Genomic DNA, 18126 nt, shown 5'->3' with positions numbered 1-18126 from the left:
TGTGTAAGTAATATGCCTCCGGACATTTTCGCTTTAACTTACTAGGGGCTCTGGATTGGTTCACTGCTCCAGAATGGAGCCAACTACACGGTTAAGTCCATTATTATTTGCATTAACAAATTATTCTTTTTAATTATTTCTGCATGTTCCTTACATTCTTCGAAATTTAATGACAAAAATGAATACCGCACAGGGACGAATTGATACGTTGCATCGGAGCGGAGGATGTAGTTTACACATTCACCAAACTCTTCTTTGCTTAGAGTCAAATCAGTATAGAAGTTACATAGCGCGTTCATCACACCATAAAAATGGTGTACAGCTGTTTCTAAATTTGCAGCAGCGTTCTTATCCATTCCTTTTCCTTTCGCTGAAGTGAGATATTCTTCCGCTTGCTCCATCAATAATTGCAATTGTGAGCGCACACCTCCAGATTTGGAAAGCTCAGACTCTCTTTCTTTTTTAGCGGCATCAGCTAAAGGTTCATACCATTCTCGATCCTTATTATCGCGATAATATATCGTGAAGTTTTTCTCTGCGCTCAACGATTGCTGTGCATAGGCCTCTTGAGTTAAGGAGCACTGATAGTCAAAAACAGCGCCTATATTCTCCGCAGTGTAGCGTGAAGCTTCTTTTCCTCCATGACCATCATAAATCCCTATCAAAAAAGGTAAAGACAGAGAAAGTGTTTGTACGGCAATTGAAATATTGTCTCGAGATCCCCATTCAAGCGCTTTATTAGCAAGCATTTTTGCTAATAGCTGTTCCTCTAGCGTTCTTGCTGAGGGTATTTCCCTTAAACAATTTAAAAGCCATTGCTCATGCTCTTTTTTAGTCTGAAACGCTAAAGGCTCGGTAAAACCATCACATGTCGTAATCAATTGCACTTTTCCTACGTTTTCTTTGGAGATACCTATATGTTCATAAATTTCATCAAGGTAATTGATATCGATACTTGCATCAGCACAAACTACCTCGGCATTATAATCAAAATCTCCTATTGCCCTGGATACCGCCAATTGACCATCGATGCGATCAAAAAAAACTACCCCTCCAGCTCTTTGAATACGCTCTAGCTCTACATTGGGATGATGAATAATATTATTTAAACGCATTACACCTGCTATCTCCCCCTGCGTGTCGAAAATCACTGCAAAAGAAATGGAGTCTGCTAAAGTTGCAGTGATCAACGCGCCATGGCCATCATATACAGTCGTTGATGCGGTAGTACCTCCATACATCACATTGCGTCCTAAAATATTAATCAGGTGATAACTCGTCCACAAACGACGACCAATTTCTTGAGGGGTAAGGTATTTAAAATGATCGCGTGCATACCAACATGCAAAGGCCGCATCCTCTTGGCTCGGGCGCAAACCTATGGTTTCATACAAACCAAAGTGATGTTCTTTTACAAGTTTACACACATCCATCCCCTTATCATTAGGCAATGATGTAATGTGTTGAATGCGTGGCATATTTTTTCCTAATTAACCTCCTCCTGTAAAAATATAGCACACAGAACTTCTTAACTCGTTGTGTCTTCAGTGGCTTGGGTTAAATATCCACATTGAATCAGATAATTAAGGTATTTATTGAATACCGTTTCATCTATTTTTTCACAATAAATTTCATGATTGCCTAACTGGGTTTTTGTATAGGTGCAATCAATTTTCGCCTGATTGTTGTGAAGATATAAATCAAATAATGAACGGTCCTTATGTAAGACCTTTTCCGTAAAGAAAGGCCGTAATGGAGAAAATGGATGATTCAGATCAAATTGACTTTTCTCCTTAATCATTTTTTCCCAATCAGGATAGGGGACATCTTCTATCTTAAAACCTTTGGCCTTAACGTATCCAAATAATTTATCGACATCGACTTCCTGCGGATTTATTAAATGATACGTATCGGACTGATAGGGTCTTTCCAAAGCAAATCGGGCGATTGCCTTGGCGACATAATCCACTGGAACAAAATTAAAATCTACATTCAATAATGGGCGGGCGCCCAGTTCAACACATCCTTTGAGGACACGGCATACCACATCTTCCTGGTTCCAATATCCAGTTTGACTTTCCCCTGTAATCAAGCTCGGCCTGTAAATCACTGTTGGAATATTATAGGTGCGCGCATGAAATACCAATCGTTCAGCCAACCATTTTGTTTGATTATAACCACCATAAATCCCGTCTTCGGGTGTAAGCTCAGTTTGTTCACTGATTACTGCATCATCTGCTAAATCAGCAGACATAAAATAGCCTACCGTTGAAATATAATGCAGCGCTTTCAGCCGCCTGTACCCGGCTAACTCGATGAGTTGTTTCGTACCAAACACATTGCTTGCTGCCAGTTTTTGATAAGGATAAATAAAATTAAGGACGGCAGCTCCATGAAAAATAAGATCAACAGTATCTGCCAAATAGTACCAGTCTTGTTTAGCGAGACCTAAATTGTTTTTTTCCAAATTGCCTAAAACGATTTTAATGCGATCATGAAAAACCGGATTCCACACACCATAGTGCTCCATATTTTGCATCACTCTGCTTCGTCCTGCCGCGGGTGAACTGGCCTGAACAAGACATGTAATATACCAGCTCGTATTAATTAAAAGCTCACGCAGTAAATAAGCTCCTAAAAAGCCTGTAGCTCCAGTCAATAATACATGTTCTGGCATCGCTTTGGGCAAAGAGGTAATATAAGGTGTCATATTTTTATATTGATTAAACTCAGCAACCAAATCAATCAGGAAATGATCACACTGTTTTTGTTGCTCCGATTTTCCTGAAAATAAATCCATAATTTCGCCTAGGCTTGGATCCCTGAGCAGAAATTCAATCGATATATCTTTGTCAGCGCATGTCGACAGCACATAGTGTAATTCCCCCAGCTGCACTGAATTTAAACCCACTTCGCTTAACTTTTTTTCTTTATCTAAAACCGCAAGATCTTCATTAAAAATGGGCTTGAGCATCTGGGCAATATTTGAAGATTCGGAATTCAGGGTTTTTACAGGTTCCTCTGCCTCCTTTTTTACGAGCTTATCGATACAGATAATACCTAGGCCACCTTCCAGATATTTTTTCTTACATAATAAGCGCTGTGTTTTTCCGCTGCTTGTTTTAGGAACTGATTTAGGCTCAACAAGTACCACAACATCTGCCTCAATCCCATGCATTTGCCGCAAATTGCCCCGTAGGGTTCTGATGATTTCTTCTAAGTTCAGCCCCTGAACTTGCTTTTTAATTTCTTGCACAATAACTAATAATTCCGAGTCATTTTCTTCTACTGAAAAAATGGCACAACCATGCTCACGCAAGTAGGGATGGCATGTATGGATGGTATCTTCCAAATCGTGTGGGTAATAATTACATCCACGAATAATAATCAGATCTTTGAGACGTCCCGTGACATAAAGCGCCCCTTGATCCAGATACCCCATGTCCCCGGTGCGTAAAAAAGAATGTTCTTTATGGGCGATGCGTGCATCGAAATAATGCTTTGAGTCCTTGGGTAATTGCCAATAACCCTGGGCAACACTTTTACTTGCTACCCATATTTCGCCAACCACCCGTTCTGGACACTCCTGCAACGTCTGCGGATTCACAATGGCAAGAAAACAACCATCAACGGGCTGTCCGCAATTAATCAAACTGTGGGCATCAGGATGCGTTTCATCACAATAAAGGACTTTGTTCTGATTCAGTGTTTTCTTATCTACCCATTGACTGTCTATTCCTTGTTTGCGACGTCCTCCTGTAACCATTAATGTCGATTCAGCAAGTCCATAACAAGGATAAAAAGCCTCAGGTGAAAAACCGCAGCTTGCAAAACGTTGAAGAAAACGCTCAATGGTTGCTTTGCGAATAGGTTCTGACCCGCTCATTGCACATTGCAAGCTGCTTAAATCCAATCGGCTTTTTTCTTCTTCAGTGACTTTACTGGCACATAAATCATAAGCAAAATTAGGAGCAACCGTTGCTGTAGCTCGATAATATGTCATTGTTTCCAACCAAATTGCCGGGCGCTGCAAAAAGGTTAATGGTGACATCAACTTTACAGGAATCGTACTGAAAACAGGTTGTAATATCCCACCAATAAGTCCCATATCATGATAATGAGGCAACCAAGAAACACTAATGTCTTCGGCAGTAAGGCTGTTTGCTTTTCCTATTACAAATAAATTATGCAACAAATTACCATGGCTAATCATCACTCCTTTGGGTTTTCCAGTTGAACCAGAGGTGTATTGTAACAAAGCAATATGATCTTCCTTAAACGCAAAATGGCTCCATGTCTCAATTGCATTGACCCAATCTTCTGTGATGATGCATCTTAACTGTTCATACTCTTTGTATTTTTTGATTTGTTGTGCAAGCTCTTTTGTGGTCAGAACAACACATGCATCTGAATTTTTAATAATATGTTGGAATTTTTTTGCCCAATCGGTAGTAGTAGGAGAATATGAAGGTACAGCAATAACCCCTGCATACAAACAACCAAAAAAGGCCGCAATAAAATCAAGGCCAGGAGGATAAATAATTAATACCCGATCGCCAGGCTGTGTTACGTCGCAAAGAACACTTGCTATTTTCTTTGCTTGGTCTGCCAACTCACGATAAGTCAGACTCTTACTTTCCTGTATTTTTTTATTTATGAAGGTATAGAGTGGGAAATCCGGATTTTTCTCTGCCTTTTTTTCCAGTAAGTCGACTAAACTTGTGTAAAAATGTTCCTCCATACCCAACCCCTAAATCTAAGATAATGACACTGAACCTCATAGAAAACTGACATCAGTACGTTCCTGTTCGATTTGATTAGACTTCTTTCGAAACTCGCTGCAGTGAGCTAAGTGCAAGGAGAAATGAAGCGCAGAATCTGAGTGTACACGCAGTCACATGAGGATTCGAGCACTGTATCGGCGAAGCAATTTGCCGATGCAGCGAGTTTCGAAGAAGTCTATTATGGAATATCTATTTGAAAAGTACAGCAATCTCAGACAAACTAGGGTCTATTTTACATTTCGCTAGCTTGCACCAAATGTTCTGGCCGAGCTAGTAGAAATGGAAACAGACCTTAGCAAAATAAGTTGTAGGATTACTCAAATGCCTAAATTCATAGTTAAAACAATTCTTAAATTAAAAGAAGCCACTCGTTATTCTCTTTATGGATTAAAAGCGGCCTTTCAAGACGAATTTGCTTTTCGTCTTGAGTTATTGGCCGGCATCATTGCATTGCCTCTTGCTTTTTTTATAGGGAAAACTTATGTTGAGCGCGCTTTATTAATTAGCACATTATTCATAGTCTTAATTGCTGAATTATTGAATTCAGCGATAGAAACCACATTGAATCGGATAAGCCGCGACTGGAATCCTCTGACTAGAAAAGCAAAAGATCTCGGCTCAGCTGCCGTTTTTATTACGATTATTAATGCACTTGTAGTTTGGACCATGGTGATTATCTCTCGCTGCCAAACATAGCTCCCTCAAAAGCGATTTGCGAAAAACGAAAACCCTTATGGATATAAATAATGCAGCCTTAGTGCAGCGAAACGAAACCGGGTTTCGCCACGATATCCAGGTTTTAATGCGTAAACTTCGTTGTGTTCTGAATAAACTGGGTGATCTCATCCATTTGAGTTTTCGCCAAATATTCCGTTTGCTCTTTTTGGGGATCAAGCCGAGCGAGTTTCTGATAAAGTTTCTCCATATTCTCATGTCGACCTCTACCAAAAAACTTGGAGTGGCTGAAAAAGTAAAAAAATCCCGCTGTTGTCTTTGCTTGACCAATTTGCTGTAATTGTTCCAACTGTTCCAAGGGAGATAGTGTAGAACTTAAAATACCGGCAATTTTTCTCATCCCAGTGCTGTTTGTAGTAATAAATTTTTTTGTTAACTGTTTGCCATCTATAATCACATTGACGTATTCGTTAAAACTGTGTATTGCGTTTTTAAATTGCAAATTTTCCTGCTCTAGCATTCGAATTACTTTTTCCAAATTCGGATAAGGATTGTCTTCATTTTCAAAATCTGCCCTACGATTTTCTTGAATTAATCGTTTTGATAATTCGTAATGAGATAAAGGTAAAGCAAACGTTGAAATTTCTTTATAAATTTCCTCTCTTTTGTGGAGCATCCTTCCATTAAATACATGGCTTACTGGATTAGGAACATGTAACAGTTTGTTTCTAAATGGGAATAAATCATGTTTTGATTTTAATAATTTCATTTGTTGATGATAGGCTTCAAATTCTGCAAATTTCTTAGCCATAACCGCCCATTGCTCATTAAAATTTTTATATGCATCCATCCTGGAGGGCAAAGTTATAAGAAATTTATTGATTTGATCAATCGTTGGACGTTTTTCAGGGTTTTCACTTTGTAAACAATTGAGCAAAATCTTTATATCTTCTAAAAGATAAGGATCGATGTGAGATACATCATAACCTGTAAATAAACCATCAAAACAATAGGAGGCCTGAGCTAAATCAGCTAGGTTTACTGCTAATTCCTTATATTTTAGAAGATGCCGTGCACCAAAGATTTCACCAAATATTGCTGCTAATGCATACATATCCGATTGATAAGTGCTGCCTTTCCCCAAAATGACTTCCGGAGCCATATAAGCCAGTGTTCCTGAAGCTTTTAGATTATTTTTTGAATCAATATCTTCAGCCAAACCAAAATCAATAAAAATTATAAGAAATTGCCCATTGCTTAGCTTTTTATAACAAATATTTGCCGGCTTAAGATCCCGATGTACCACTCCCTTTTGTTGTAACAAAAGCATCTCACTCGCTATGCGTGCTGCGACTTGCAAGCGGAACTGAAACGAATAATTGCAGCTGGGTGTAAAAGGTAATAGCTTATCAAGGCTGGTACCACAATCCTCAAGGATAGTAATAACCATATCTCCGGTTCCAACTACGCCAACAACATTTACCCCGTGTTTTTTTTGTCTTAACGCTTCTTTTGCCGTCCGCTTCAATAATTCAGGATATGGCGTATCCTTGGAAGTTTTTTGTATTTTGACTACATCGTTCACAGGGATTAATCGGGCTTGATAAGGTTTATTTTTTGCCTCACGAGTCACGACTATTTTATATTTTGATTCGTTAACCGCACCAAAGCCACCTTTGCCTTTGTGGGCATTATCAATAATATGCCACTGATTTTTACCTGATAGGACTAATTGATGGCTAAAGATAAATTGAGGAGAGCTGTTAAAGATACTTAATTTGGATGATTTTCCTGAAACAGAACCACTAGGCAATGAGGATAAGAAATTCACCCCTTCTTTTTGCTTAAATAAAAATTTAGCAATTTTTTCATCCAGAAAAATCGATCCCTTCTGATTTTTCCATAATACTTCAAAATCAATATACCTCATGCTTTGTCCGTAGAGCTGGAAGCAAAAATAGGGTACATAGTATCAGCTTAATAATTCCCTAAAAAGAAAAAAATTAAATCTACTTACGAGAACTTACGATTCAAGTTAATATATAAGCATTTATTTACAGTAGCCATAATACCAAAATTATTAAACCAGATATGTCCAAACCAGTAAATCATACAAAACGTGTTTCCTACGTTGTCCCAGTTTATAATGAAGAAGCAGGAATTGCCGAATTTATTGCTGCATTGATTGATACAATAAAAAATCTTGGCTATGCATATGAAATACTTATTGTAGATGATGGCAGCCAGGATAATACACCGGTAATTATTCAGCAATTGAGAACTCAATTTGCCCTTCGTTGCATTCGTTTTAGTCGAAATTTTGGCAAGGAAAATGCCATAAGTGCTGGACTTGACCATGCCCAAGGTGATGCAGTGATTCTTCTGGATGCCGACTTCCAACACCCCCTAGAACTCTTGAACCAATTTATGGCCAAATGGGAAGAGGGATATGATATGGTTTATGCAGTTCGACAAAACCGTTCTGATGAATCCTGGTTAAAAAGGACTTGTGCCAAAGCATTTTATCAACTTACTTCGCGAATAAATCGCATTAATATCCCTGCAAATGCAGGGGATTTTAGGCTTTTAGATCGCAAGATTGTGCAAGCACTCCAAAAATTGCCCGAAAGGAATCGTTTCATGAAGGGCTTATATAGCTGGGTTGGATTTAAACAAATTGCTGTTCCTTTTGAAGTCCAACCTCGTAAAACAGGTACTTCACAATGGAATTTTTACTCACTTTTGGATTTAGCAATTACCGGGATTACCTCTTTTACCGCATTTCCATTACGTATGATTGCTATTGGTGGAATTGGTGTTGCAACCCTGGCGATCCTTTACGGTATTTGGATTATAATAAGTACCTTGATTTTCGGTATCGAAACACCCGGTTGGGCAACCATAGTCACCACGATTACCTTTTTTGGCGGTTTGCAACTCTTCGCCTTGGGCGTAGTGGGGGAATATATAGGGCGGGTCTTTGATGAGGTGAAACACAGGCCTCATTACGTTATTGATGAGGAAGCCAGTTTTGATGACAGCACAACTTAAATTAAGGCATAGACTGATTTATTTTGTGGGTATTGGTGGCGCTGCCGCATTCATTCATCTTTTTACTGTGTTTAATTTAGTGAAATTTATGCATGTCCAGGCACTCGTAGCGAATGTTTTTGCCTTTTTAATTGCCTTTAATGTCAGTTTTTTAGGACATAAATATTTAACCTTTTCGCAACTGCATGATGAAAAAAATTTGAGCTTCCCTCATTTTTTCCTGGTAGCAGCTTCCGCAGGAATCATTAACGAAATGCTTTATTTCGTGCTTTTACGTTACACTAATCTAAATTATTTATTTGCTTTATTTCTTGTTTTGGGGTTTGTTTCAGTTTATAGCTTCATCATATCAAGATTTTGGGCATGTCGTTAAAATAATGCTTAACCTCTCATGAGAAAATGGTCTGATTTGAGTGCGAATTGAATAAAAAACTCTCTTGGACAATGGAGCATAGATGGCTATGTGAGTATTTTCCAGAGGATTTTTCGTTCAAGATGCGCCAAATAAAGCCGTTCAAACAAAATTCAGGATTTCTCTTTAAATATTCATGTCACTTTGTTCCAGGATGATTTCCTTCCCTCTAAGACATTGAATTTTCTTCTTTTTTATGTCGAAGATATATTGTAACTTGCAATGCTCCCTGGGATTAGAAAGTAATGCGGGATTAAAAACAACGAGATTAATTCCCTCTGGATCGCGAGCAGATGGAACAATCAATAAGGGATGCCCTTCATGGGCTACTCTTCTTCCTGTTTCTTGGCATTGCGTATAATTATCCGGATCAACGAGCCAGGGAAACTCTTCTTTTTTTCCTGTCAAATCAAGCCCTAATCCTTGGCAATAAACTTTCGCAACCCGTCTATCGATAATGACTGTATCTTGGGTTTGAAAAATCTCCCAGGAATCTTTGATTTCCTGAATAAAGTGATATCTTGTTTCATAAATTGTCGTTTTCAACGTTTCTGATCCATACCAGCAAGCAATTGCACCATCGCTGTAACGTGAGCTCGTTATCTTTTCAAATGGATAATCAATAAAATCATTTTTGCTGTAATCAAATGCCCGTTGAATTAACGATTGATTGGTTAGTACAGGATGAGTATGGCTTTCTATGATATTGGCCGCTTCCCAATTTACCGGATCATCACTGAGATCATCGAATAAATCCTGGGATACCTTAATGCCTCTTATATTTCTAAAAATATCTTGTGAATATTCTCTGACAGCATCAAATAATGACACGTTTACTGACCTCGCATAAAATCAGTAAGTCGCCTTATTTGAGCAATTCCAATATAACCTTGCTCCAACATAATATCTAATGGACGAAGATTATGGAGTTTTTGATTTCTCCCTTTTATCCATTGATAGACTATTTCTCGATTGTACGGATAGAGAATTCTCAGATTTTTATGAATCCCTAAAAGATTACCTACCCGTTCGATCGTATCTCTGCCAGATATATGTGCGGTTCCTCTTTTAAATTTGGCAAGTTGTGCAGGGCTTATTCCACCTAAAAGCTCACACTCTTCTTCATTTTTTAATTGCCAATGCTTTAAAAGTGCAATTACATTCTGGGTGTTACGTTTTAGAACGTCTTCACTTAAATCTTGAGATGTTAAAGATGCCAAATGCAAATGATTCATGGTAAAATCCTCTATTTATAGATTATTATAGTGTATAAATAGATTTTTACAACAAATTTTGACAAGAAATAAATCAATCTGGGAGTTTCAGCTAAAAATTAGAGCTGAATTTCATACACGCACAGGCATATCTTTCTGCATTGACATACAAATGTTGGGTCATGCTAGAAAATAGATGTTAATAAGAGTCAGGATAAATCCCACTAACTACTTCTACAGGCTCACGAATAATAAGGCGCTTTCCGACCATTTCCTTCACTTTCGGTAATATAGAATCTATCTTTTCTGCTGTATCAATGAATTGCACAACTAAGGGAAGCTTACTACCTATATCCACCAATGAGGCAGATACAACAGGGCTTTTAAATGTAAATCCAGCAACAGCACGCAAGACAGTGCCCCCTGCAATTTCATTTTTATCAAGCATATCTAATAGCTCAATGTGCAAGGGACGATGCTGCCATTTGTCCGATTCATTAATATAGATAGAAACTTTTACATGATTCATATCAAATTGCCCGAGCGAGTACGATACCCGCAATAACTGCCAATAGTGAAAAAAGATTATTACAAATAAAATTTAGTGCAGCAAGCCCATAATCACTTTGTTCCAAAAGCATGTAAGTTTCGTAACTGTACGTTGAAAATGTTGTGTAAGCTCCGCAAAACCCAACGGCAATAAACAAGCGCCATCGTGGATCAACCTCCACTCGCTCTAAAGTCCAGGCAAGAAAAAACCCCATAATAAAGCTTCCGGTCACATTAACAATGAATGTCCCAAAAGGAATATCTGCCGATAAATACTTAGCGAAAAAACGGCTCACGAGATAACGCAAATTTGCGCCAAAGATCGCACCAAAAGAGATCCAAAAAAAGTCTTTCAAGGCTTTTTCCTTTTTATTCAAATACCATTGCCCCAGGGTCTGATAACCCTAGAAAGATAATACATAAAAAAAACAAGCAGGTAAATTTAACCTGAAATTGTCTTATAATAAATTCTCATGCTGCTCTAAATGAACATGAAACTCATCGCAATCCTTTAAAAATTCGTCACTTAAAAAATAATTAAATTCCTTAAGACGCGCATGTGCGATAGGATCTGTACTATTGGAACTTGTCCCCGGATGACACATAATTAGAGTATTCTCCCTGGTTACACTCATCCATTTCCTGAATAATTCTCTATAGTTTGCTGCTGGGGCAAAATCATAAATACCTGAGAAGTAACGATTGTGAGGGATGCCCAATTTGATGAGTTGCTTCAGTAAAGCTTTACCTCCTGTAAGACTCAATATTTTTGCTTTCAACCGAGATTGAGGCAAATCAATGGAAGGCCAAGTGGAACGAATAGAAGTTCCATGACTTTTCAATCTTTGTGCATAGAGATCCAAAATGACATTCCGTATTATAGGAAATTGATGGACATGCTGGTGGCCATCAATAAAATCGGGAAGTTGTTCCATGATGTCCGTAAACAGGTCCAGTTGTGCCAAAAACTCTTTTCCAATGAAAGATAATTTTATCGAGCGCATATGCGTTTTAATCAGCAATTCATGTAAAGAAAAACACGATTTTTCTGGAATAGATACTAAATTACCTTCTGTAAGATTAAAGTGTAACCCAATTTTGATTGGTTTATTTTTTTTTAAGATGAGTAGTTCTTTGGCATAAGGAATAAAACCGGGCATATTCACCATACAACTCACAGCGGACAAACGTCCCATACGCGCTAATTTTAAAATCCCTTCTGAAATTCCGGAATTCAAGCCAAAATCATCTGCACATAATATTATGGTTTTTGAGTTACTCACAATTAAGCGCCAGTATTATAGTAACAATGGCATATGATATCTCATTTTTGCTATAAAAACGTAGCTTGGGTGAAGCGTAGCGGAACCCGGGAAATTCAATATATCAAATAGGAGATCCGGGGTTCCGCTACGACGCTTCACCCAGGCTTTATTCATTTAGGGCAACTTCTGACTGCTCTTTCACTGCAAAAAAACGCGCACCCAATACATTGATACACAAACCACCAATTACTAATAATCCTGCAGCAAGCTTCCATTGTTGAAAGGGCTCACCCAAAACTAAAACAGAACTCAGGATAGCAACAATGGGAACCAATAAAGTAAATGGGGCAACTACGCCTACTGGATATCGGGCAATGAGCCAGTTCCAAACCCCATAACCTATCCAAGTTGAAGCAAAAACAATATAAAACAACGATAATGTCCCACGCCAACTTATATGCTCATAGGTATAAACAAAACTCGAAGGGCCTTCAAACATTAAAGAAAGAAGGAACATCGGGATACATGCAACAAAACTTCCCCATGCAATCATTGCCATCATGTTGGTATTACTTCCTTTAATTCTCTTGGTGATCAAATTCCCCAGTCCCCAAGTTGCTGCAGCAGCAAGAATGAAGACAAAACCCGCTAAAGAGATATCACTATCAAAATGCATAGCAACCAACCCAATGCCAGCAAAAGCGACGAGTGCACCAAGAATCTGCCCCGTATTAGGCTGCTCACCCAAGAAAACCACCGCAAAAAACATACTGAAAAATACTTGTGTTTGCATGAGCAACGAAGCCATTCCAGCAGGCATACCAACATTCATGCCAATAAAAAGAAAAGCAAATTGCAATGCAAACATTACAAAACCATAGAGGACAATCGCTCTGAATGAAGATTGAGGAAGTTTAATAAAAAAAATGGCTGGAATGCTTGCCAGTAAAAAACGTAAGGCGCAGAGTAACAAAGGCGAAATTTCTTCCAGTCCGAAGGAAACAAAAAGAAAATTTATCCCCCAAATCACAACAACTAAAAGAGCTAATAAAAGATGTGTAATGGGCATCATCATGCTCCGGCCAAAAACCATATTTTAGCCCAAGTACTGTAATAACGCTATTTATTTGGTTTATTTTTTGGACAATAAAGTGTTCAAAAAAAGTAAATTTTGTTCTCTATTAAGATTTTTAAATATATAGCGTTACCTACAAAACTTTAGATAAGGCGCAAGTGATAAGCGATGGAGTGTATCTATAATACATGACTGCAGCCGAGAGAGTCTGTAACGCAGTATAACGTTTAGTAGGTAATGCTATGTCACAACAAAATTTAATTTCTATTTTTAAGCGCTCACGTTAAACTGGATTCTTTTAATAACATAGTTAAAAAAATCTGTTGGAAGTGCAATAGTGCAGCACTAATATCCTGGGTTTCGCTACACTGCCCTCCCATTAAGTCGAGATAAATTGTTATCCCTGCGAAGGCAGGGATCCATCCACCAAACAAGGTGAGGTACCAATTGATGAATGGATTCTCGCCTTCGCGGGAATGACATAATTCTTAATTTAATGGTGGCAATACCGCTGCGCTGCACGTTACATTTTATCTATTTTTTTGTGGCCTAAATTATGAAAGAAATTATTCTTGCTACCAGCAATTCCAGTAAAATCAAAGAGTTGCGTGATTTGTTATCTCCAATTGAATGCATTCCACAAACCAGTTTAGGAATTTCAGATGCAATAGAAGATGGTTTAAGTTTCATTGAAAATGCACTCATCAAAGCACGCCACGCCAGTTTACATGCAGGAAAACCCGCATTAGCCGATGATTCAGGTTTAGTAGTACCTGCTTTAAATGGCGAGCCGGGTATTTATTCTGCTCGTTATGCGGGTAACAATGCAACCGATGCAGAAAACATCCATTTATTATTAGAAAAAATGGCCCATGTACCCTCACCTCAACGAGAAGCTTGGTTTTATTGCGCGATTGCCTTGGTACACCATGCAAAAGATCCTATGCCAATTATTGCAACAGGTAGATGCAAAGGGATAATTCATAACCTCCCTGTTGGCGAAGGTGGATTTGGTTATGATCCCATATTTTATATCCCTAACTTTCAATGCACGGTAGCACAATTACCTGCTAAAATTAAAAATAATATCAGTCACCGCGCACAAGCATTAAAGCAACTGCGCGCTCTAATTAAGAATTGATGATGGATACAGATGCACTCTTTGCGCAAGCATATAAATTCCAGTATGAAGGTCAGTTGCCACAAGCCATTAGCCTCTATGAACAAATCTTGTCTCAAGAGCCCAAGCATCTGAACACGTTGCACTTTTTAGGACTCACTTATGCTCAATTAGGTGATATGGATAATGCAATTCTCTATTTATTACAAGCACTCTCTTTAAGCCCTGATAATGCGGGTCTGCTGAATAACCTTGCAAATGCCTATAAAAAGTCACATCAACTGGATAAGGCAATTGAATATTACCAGCAAGCCATTAAACTGCAACCGAATTATGCCCAGGCTCATAATAACCTGGCAACGGTCTATGCATTGCAAAATAACTATGCCCAAGCACTGTTACATTATACGCGAGCAGTTCATGCTGAACCTGATTTTAGTGCGGCACATTTTAATTTAGGCTTATTATTGCTGCAAAATAATCAATTGGAAGCCGCCAAAATCCAATTTAATAACGTAGTATCCTTAAATCCATTTCATACTGAAGCCCTTTTCTATCTCGGTGTATTGCATCTGGAAAAAAACGCTCTTGTTGAAGCAGAAAAAGCATTTCAAAATGTTTTGGAACAAGACAGCAAGCAAATAGAAGCGCTTTCCAATCTGGGCGTCATTGCTTTAAAAAGACAACAAAACCAATTGGCAATCGATTATTTCAGCAAGGCATTAGCCTTGGATAATGAAAATATCGAAGCGCGTAATAACTTGGCAGCTACATTCATGCATCATGATCGCTTTGAGAATGCGCTCATGCATTATGACGTATTACTTCAAAAAGAACCTGATAATATTGAATATTTATACAATTCCGGCGTAGCCCAAATGGCTTTAGGTCATTTGAATGAAGCCATTATTCTTTTTGATCATATCCTTGAGCTCGAGAGCGCTCATACATCCTCTTTAAATAATTTGGCGGCAATTTATCTTAAGTTAGAACAAAGGGACAAAGCTAAGGAATACTTAAAACGTGCTCTGGATATTAATCCCCAAGATACGATTAGCGCGCATATGCTCCGTGCTCTTACTGGGGATGAACAGGCAACAACCACTCCAGAATACGCACATAATTTATTTAATAACTATGCACTTTATTATGACCAACATATGAAGAGCACGCTGCAGTATTCTATTCCCCAGCATGTAGCGCGTGTAATCCACCAATTGGAATTGCCAACAAATACTCATACTTTAGATTTAGGATGTGGAACCGGTCTCACGGGTATTGTCCTTCGGGAGCGAAGTAACCGTTTAATCGGAGTAGACATTTCAGGAAAAATGCTGGCCCAAGCCAAAGAAAAAGGAATTTATGATAATTTGGTAGAAGCTGAAATCAATCAATTTCTTCAGCAAAATAAAGCCTCTTATGACCTGATCATTGCCGCCGATGTTTTTCCCTATTTTGGCGAGCTTGATACGTTATTTTACACCATTCATCAACATCTAAAGCTTGGAGGCTATTTTATTTTTACCATTGAAATCAGTGCAACAACCTTCTGGTCGCTTGAAACAAGTGCTCGTTTCAGCCATCATCCGGATTACATCCAAAAATTAGCAGAACAAAATCAATTTAAGATAGTAAAGCAAGAAAAAATTCCAGCACGCATACAAAATGGACGTGTTCTGGAGGCAATGATTTATATTTTAACAAAATGAGTCTTTATAATTACTAAAGCAAACGCTACTTATACTATAATATAAAAAGTGGGAATGACTCTATCGCGCTACGATAGGGCAAGGAGCTTATATGTCAAAGCCCGGCAATGGACATAAGTTTATCGAAGAACCGCAGCTTACCTCCAGCGAACAACATGAGATTGATCACAAGATTGAGTTTGAAACAGCCAAGTCATTTCATAGCATGGTAAAACTTGGTGCTTTTGCCAATATACTTGGCGCTTTTCTGTATGTTCTTGCGATCTATAGGTCGACACGCCCAATATTAATCATTTCCTGGTATATCCTCTTGGTGCTTGCAAATTTGCTCAATCTCGTATGGGCACTGCGTTTTGAATATAGACGTATAACCCGCGCAGAAATATTTAAATGCCGAAAAGGCTTTCTCTATATTGTCATTTTAATCTGTTTGATATGGAGCAGTATTGGCATTTTATTTATGAACGATGGGGTTAATCAACAAATGACTACCATCATCTTTTTATCTGCTGTGTTAATTTGTTTTTCCTTCTCAACTGCAATTGATTTAACGATGGGAATTGCGAGTATTGTTTGTTTACTCACCCCTACACTTTTGTATCATCTATATTTAATCATTGATTCAATTGGTTCTGAGGTCAGCTATCTCAGTATATCCATTGCTGCCTCATTTTTGGTGCTCGGCCTATTTATGCTTTTTGCTTGCTTTGTTGGAAACAGAATCATTTTAAAAGTATTTCGTTTGGGATATGAAAATGCGTTACTTAGCCATAAACTGAAACATATGAATGCTTCTTTGGAACGACGAGTCAAAGAACGCACGGAAGAATTAGAAAAATCATTGAAATTGGTGACCTATCAGGCAACCCATGATTTATTAACTGATTTACCTAATGAACGTTTTCTTTATGATCACATTCATAATGTAACTGAACGAGCTATTAAAAGTCATCAAAAGTTCGCCATTGCCTGTTTTTCATTAAACAATATGATGAAAATTAATGACAGTATCGGTCATCAAGCATCCGCTACGGTTATCCATCGTATTGCGCAACGTTTTGCACAACTTGCAGTAAAAAATAAAAAATATTTCGTTTCATTATTACGCAAAGATGTATTTGTTATTTTAATTGATCCCATTAGTAATATGTCGGAAATAGAAGACTGTACCGAAGATTTATTTATGGTATTAGAAAATCCCGTCTATGTTTCCCAACAAGAATTGAATTTAACCGCAAGCATTGGTATCAGTGTATTTCCGACTGATGGCAGGGATGTGGATACATTGATTACGCATGCAGAGGCTGCGCGGACACTTGCGACCGAGCGCGGTGGGAATAGTGTACGCATTTTTAATACCGTAATTACTGCAGATGCTTCCAGACAATTAAATATTGAAAATCAACTCTATCGAGCGATTGAAAATAATGAACTAATCTTAAATTACCAACCCTTCATTGATTTAAGAACTGGAACCGTTTGTGGTGCAGAAGCTTTAATACGCTGGCAAAGTCCAGTGTTTGGATTAGTTTCGCCAATGGAATTTATTCCTTTGGCAGAAGCAAATGGAATGATTCTTCCTATTGGAGAATGGGTATTAAGCACTGCCTGCAAACAATTGAAGAAATGGCGGGGCATAGGATTTAAATTAACCATATCAGTTAATTTATCAGCAAAGCAATTGGTACAGCACGATCTCGTTGAGCGCATTAGGAACATTTTAAATAAAGTAAAATTATCTCCCAAGTACCTCGAGTTGGAACTGACAGAATCTAATGCATTTCACAATGAAGCCATTCCAATTATTAATAAATTTACAGAGATGGGTATTGCACTCGCCATAGATGATTTTGGTACTGGTTATTCAGAGTTTGGTAACCTAAAATTATTTAAAATCAATAAAATAAAAATTGATAGAACGTTTATTCAAGATATTGAAGTCAGTATTGATAGCAGAAATATCGTAAGTAACACCATTGCCTTGGCACATCGGATGAATATTGATTGTCTGGCAGAAGGTGTAGAAACGCTAGAGCAAATTAAATTTTTAAAAGAAAACGGATGTTACATAATGCAAGGTTTTTACTTTAGTAAACCTTTAGGGACCAAAGATTTTACTGAATTTTTAAAGACCCATTCCCAAAATACCTACGAAACTTTAACTAATTGGTAATAATATATCTAAAAAACCGGGGTCTGTTTACAGCCCCTGATTCTTGATAGCAGATGACATTATCCGTGAGTATTGATAGCATGATGCAAATTAAGTGAT

Annotated in this window: 15 protein-coding genes; 6 read left to right on the top strand and 9 right to left on the bottom strand. The window is 38.0% G+C overall.

The features are described from left to right. Nucleotides 1-83 precede the first annotated feature (83 nt). A complete protein-coding gene (locus A8O27_RS02970; RefSeq protein WP_082642382.1) occupies nucleotides 84-1478 on the bottom strand; it encodes a PP2C family serine/threonine-protein phosphatase in 1395 nt (464 codons plus the stop codon). A 50-nt stretch (nucleotides 1479-1528) separates the two neighbouring features. Further along, on the bottom strand, nucleotides 1529-4741 hold the full coding sequence (locus A8O27_RS02965) for a thioester reductase domain-containing protein (protein WP_058457829.1): 3213 nt from the start codon (nucleotides 4739-4741) through the stop codon (nucleotides 1529-1531). Between the two features lie 364 nt (nucleotides 4742-5105). Between A8O27_RS02965 and A8O27_RS02960 the strand changes: the two genes are divergently transcribed. Beyond that, entirely contained in the window at nucleotides 5106-5480 is a 375-nt protein-coding gene (locus tag A8O27_RS02960) for a diacylglycerol kinase (RefSeq protein ID WP_058457828.1), read from the top strand. Between the two features lie 103 nt (nucleotides 5481-5583). On the opposite strand, the gene A8O27_RS02955 is transcribed toward A8O27_RS02960, so the two are convergent. Next, nucleotides 5584-7389 carry a protein kinase domain-containing protein gene (locus tag A8O27_RS02955; RefSeq protein WP_058457827.1) on the bottom strand — a complete coding sequence of 602 codons (1806 nt, stop codon included), beginning with the start codon at nucleotides 7387-7389 and terminating at the stop codon, nucleotides 5584-5586. 161 nt (nucleotides 7390-7550) lie between these two features. On the opposite strand from A8O27_RS02955, the gene A8O27_RS02950 reads away from it, so the two are divergent. Together A8O27_RS02950 and A8O27_RS02945 are read left to right on the top strand one after the other, a co-directional pair. After that, entirely contained in the window at nucleotides 7551-8510 is a 960-nt protein-coding gene (locus A8O27_RS02950; protein WP_058457826.1) for a glycosyltransferase family 2 protein, read from the top strand. After that, nucleotides 8494-8883: a GtrA family protein gene (locus A8O27_RS02945; RefSeq protein ID WP_058457825.1), complete on the top strand. Its 390-nt coding sequence runs from the start codon at nucleotides 8494-8496 to the stop codon at nucleotides 8881-8883. Before A8O27_RS02950 ends, A8O27_RS02945 begins: the two co-directional genes overlap by 17 nt. 165 nt (nucleotides 8884-9048) lie before the next feature. Here A8O27_RS02945 and A8O27_RS02940 read toward each other — a convergent pair whose 3' ends face one another. The 6 genes from A8O27_RS02940 to A8O27_RS02915 all read right to left on the bottom strand — a co-directional run bounded on the left by A8O27_RS02940 (nucleotide 9049) and on the right by A8O27_RS02915 (nucleotide 13019). Next, nucleotides 9049-9753 (bottom strand): RES family NAD+ phosphorylase, encoded by a 705-nt coding sequence (locus A8O27_RS02940; RefSeq protein WP_058457824.1) that lies wholly within the window; start codon nucleotides 9751-9753, stop codon nucleotides 9049-9051. A 2-nt stretch (nucleotides 9754-9755) separates the two neighbouring features. After that, nucleotides 9756-10157 carry a hypothetical protein gene (locus A8O27_RS02935; protein ID WP_058457823.1) on the bottom strand — a complete coding sequence of 134 codons (402 nt, stop codon included), beginning with the start codon at nucleotides 10155-10157 and terminating at the stop codon, nucleotides 9756-9758. Between the two features lie 178 nt (nucleotides 10158-10335). Continuing rightward, entirely contained in the window at nucleotides 10336-10665 is a 330-nt protein-coding gene (locus A8O27_RS02930) for a DUF190 domain-containing protein (RefSeq protein WP_058457822.1), read from the bottom strand. 1 nt (nucleotide 10666) lies between these two features. After that, nucleotides 10667-11041 carry a fluoride efflux transporter CrcB gene (crcB, locus tag A8O27_RS02925; RefSeq protein WP_058458089.1) on the bottom strand — a complete coding sequence of 125 codons (375 nt, stop codon included), beginning with the start codon at nucleotides 11039-11041 and terminating at the stop codon, nucleotides 10667-10669. A 102-nt stretch (nucleotides 11042-11143) separates the two neighbouring features. Further along, nucleotides 11144-11968 (bottom strand): ChbG/HpnK family deacetylase, encoded by an 825-nt coding sequence (locus A8O27_RS02920; RefSeq protein WP_058457821.1) that lies wholly within the window; start codon nucleotides 11966-11968, stop codon nucleotides 11144-11146. A gap of 148 nt (nucleotides 11969-12116) precedes the next feature. Further along, the gene (locus tag A8O27_RS02915; RefSeq protein WP_058457820.1) at nucleotides 12117-13019 is read right to left on the bottom strand and encodes an EamA family transporter; all 903 of its coding nucleotides are present in this window, start codon (nucleotides 13017-13019) and stop codon (nucleotides 12117-12119) included. A 562-nt stretch (nucleotides 13020-13581) separates the two neighbouring features. Here A8O27_RS02915 and rdgB point away from each other — a divergent pair. The 3 genes from rdgB to A8O27_RS02900 all read left to right on the top strand — a co-directional run bounded on the left by rdgB (nucleotide 13582) and on the right by A8O27_RS02900 (nucleotide 18027). Next, the gene (rdgB, locus tag A8O27_RS02910; protein WP_058457819.1) at nucleotides 13582-14166 is read left to right on the top strand and encodes an RdgB/HAM1 family non-canonical purine NTP pyrophosphatase; all 585 of its coding nucleotides are present in this window, start codon (nucleotides 13582-13584) and stop codon (nucleotides 14164-14166) included. 2 nt (nucleotides 14167-14168) lie between these two features. Then, entirely contained in the window at nucleotides 14169-15854 is a 1686-nt protein-coding gene (locus A8O27_RS02905) for a tetratricopeptide repeat protein (protein WP_058457818.1), read from the top strand. A 91-nt stretch (nucleotides 15855-15945) separates the two neighbouring features. Further along, nucleotides 15946-18027: a putative bifunctional diguanylate cyclase/phosphodiesterase gene (locus A8O27_RS02900; RefSeq protein WP_058457817.1), complete on the top strand. Its 2082-nt coding sequence runs from the start codon at nucleotides 15946-15948 to the stop codon at nucleotides 18025-18027. Nucleotides 18028-18126: the final 99 nt, after the last annotated feature.

Origin of the sequence: Legionella bozemanae, assembly GCF_001648595.1 — a bacterium.
Taxonomy (GTDB): Bacteria; Pseudomonadota; Gammaproteobacteria; order Legionellales; family Legionellaceae; genus Legionella; species Legionella bozemanae.
Note: the sequence above shows the minus strand (reverse complement) of the source record. Positions and strands in the feature narration are given on the sequence as shown.

Excerpts from the sequence above, each read along its gene's own strand:
- A8O27_RS02970 (WP_082642382.1), bottom strand. The coding sequence starts at position 1,478 with ATGCCACGCATTCAACACATTACATCATTGCCTAATGATAAGGGGATG.
- A8O27_RS02945 (WP_058457825.1), top strand. The coding sequence starts at position 8,494 with ATGACAGCACAACTTAAATTAAGGCATAGACTGATTTATTTTGTGGGT.
- A8O27_RS02965 (WP_058457829.1), bottom strand. The coding sequence starts at position 4,741 with ATGGAGGAACATTTTTACACAAGTTTAGTCGACTTACTGGAAAAAAAG.
- A8O27_RS02960 (WP_058457828.1), top strand. The coding sequence starts at position 5,106 with ATGCCTAAATTCATAGTTAAAACAATTCTTAAATTAAAAGAAGCCACT.
- A8O27_RS02900 (WP_058457817.1), top strand. The coding sequence starts at position 15,946 with ATGTCAAAGCCCGGCAATGGACATAAGTTTATCGAAGAACCGCAGCTT.
- A8O27_RS02930 (WP_058457822.1), bottom strand. The coding sequence starts at position 10,665 with ATGAATCATGTAAAAGTTTCTATCTATATTAATGAATCGGACAAATGG.
- rdgB (WP_058457819.1), top strand. The coding sequence starts at position 13,582 with ATGAAAGAAATTATTCTTGCTACCAGCAATTCCAGTAAAATCAAAGAG.
- A8O27_RS02950 (WP_058457826.1), top strand. The coding sequence starts at position 7,551 with ATGTCCAAACCAGTAAATCATACAAAACGTGTTTCCTACGTTGTCCCA.
- A8O27_RS02905 (WP_058457818.1), top strand. The coding sequence starts at position 14,169 with ATGGATACAGATGCACTCTTTGCGCAAGCATATAAATTCCAGTATGAA.
- A8O27_RS02955 (WP_058457827.1), bottom strand. The coding sequence starts at position 7,389 with ATGAGGTATATTGATTTTGAAGTATTATGGAAAAATCAGAAGGGATCG.
- A8O27_RS02915 (WP_058457820.1), bottom strand. The coding sequence starts at position 13,019 with ATGCCCATTACACATCTTTTATTAGCTCTTTTAGTTGTTGTGATTTGG.
- A8O27_RS02935 (WP_058457823.1), bottom strand. The coding sequence starts at position 10,157 with ATGAATCATTTGCATTTGGCATCTTTAACATCTCAAGATTTAAGTGAA.